This is a genomic window from Vibrio sp. Vb0937, assembly GCF_033338855.1.
Genome location: NZ_JAWOTK010000097.1, coordinates 1 through 1,897 on the forward strand (window position 1 = coordinate 1; position 1,897 = coordinate 1,897).

General features: G+C 44.3%; 1 pseudogene. It reads left to right on the forward strand.

Features of this window, described 5'->3' with window-relative positions:
• A pseudogene (locus tag R7P67_RS23420) lies at positions 1 to 1,897 on the forward strand (AraC family transcriptional regulator); the annotation flags it as partial.

Consider the following 1,897-nt stretch of genomic DNA (forward strand, 5'->3'; position numbering starts at 1 on the left):
CACTAAAATTTATTCCTTACTTAGCGACAACATGGGCGGAATGTGGATAGCGACCAACCAAGGCATTCGTTATTACTCTTTGTTCAGCAAAAAATTTGAGCGAGTCACCTTTAGTAGTTATGACTCGCAAACCTTATCTGGTCGTATCAGACAAACGGTAACAGGGCCAGATGGTGTGCTTTGGTTTGCCGATGACCGCAAACTGTATCGTTCTGGCGCGGAAGGGATTGTAAAAGTCTTAGAATTAGATTCTCAAATTAACGAATTTGCGTTCCAACGAGGCATGTTATGGCTTGCCACTTCAAAAGGCTTGGAGATATTCCAACTGGAGGGGCTGAAAAAGATTAGCTTCCCTTATTTACAAGTAATGGCTGGGCATGCTGTTGAGCACATTGCTCTAGACGACACAAACCGTTTGTGGGTATCCAGCGGTTACCAACTTTACAACGTTGATATCGACAAGCAATCCGTCAGAAACTTTGGTAGCGAATGGATCGTGAGTCAGTACTTACCAGCTAAAGTGACGCGCTTATATGATACCGAAGATAAACTTTTTATTGGTACGGACCACGGCATTTATGAATACGATGATGAACGTATTCGTTTCAATCGTTTCTCGGAAAAATATGGCGAGTCTCTAGATATAGTGACAGCGGCGGATGGCTCTCAGTGGTTTGCCTCTTCCTATGGGTTGTTTAAAACAGTGGCTGGTGGCGAAGCCAAGCAAGTCTTGGAGATGAGTGTTGCTAATGCTCGTCCGGCGTGTTTGATCAGTGATGCGAAAGGTGTGTGGCTCGCATCTTCTGTTGGGTTGAGTTACTACCGATTGTCCGGTGAGTTAGTTAAACACTATTCATCTGCATCGGGCTTGATTAATAATGAGTTTATTCCTGGGATATGTAGCGTAGTGAAACGCACAGAAGATGGTGAACGTGAACTTGTTTTAGGCTCAAAATATGGATTAGTTAAAGCAGAGGCTTCAAAACTATTGGTGTCAAACCCGCCAGAATCCCGCTTTATTGTTAGCCAAGTGATGCTTGAAAACGATGTAATCCAAGTGGGGAGTTCCGACCTTGATGGGATTAAGCTGCCTTATGGTTCTTCGCTGAGTTTTCTCTTTGGCATCATGCCTAAACCGGATAGCCAGAACCTTTACTACCGCTTAAACGAAGACGACCGATGGCAGACTTTAGAAGGGGGTCAGTTAACCTTAGAGCACCTCAACTCTGGGGAATACCACCTTCAAGTGAGTAACGAGTCACAGGTAACGGCGGGCGTTGTTGGCTTAGAGTCTCGTTTTGAAGTGCTCAAACCATGGTATCTATCCCAGCTTGCGATATTAGGCTTTTTCGTCTCAATTTCTACGCTTATCGGCCTTATCATGTACTGGCGTTCACGATATGTTATGCAAGCAAACCGAGAGCTTGCTGCTCAGGTCACTCTAAAGACCAACCAACTAAGGCATCAAAGCCGCGTATTATTGACGAGTAACCAACAGTTAAGAAAGCAAATTCAGGTTAGAAATCTATTAGTTGACCATGTTGCTCAGTCTATAAAAACCAGCGTCGATTATATCTCGTCAAAATTGCCAGTGGAGAGAGATTCCATCACAGAGGATCACGTATCAAAAACTTACTGGCAGCTGAATGAGCTTAAAAGTGCTCCAGGTGATGCGAGTAACGGCAGTCAAAACTACAACCTAAGCCAAATTACGCAATCTGTGGTGGATGTGTGGCGAGACGATTTCGCCAAAGCGGGGATCTCTGTGGAGTTAGAGGATGAGAACAAGTCTAGCCGTATTGCTCTAGAGAGTTTCAATCTGGATGTTATCTTTAACAGTATCTTTGCCAACATCATCAAGCGCTCTTTCCGAGGTCAAGCCGTTAAAGTGATGCTA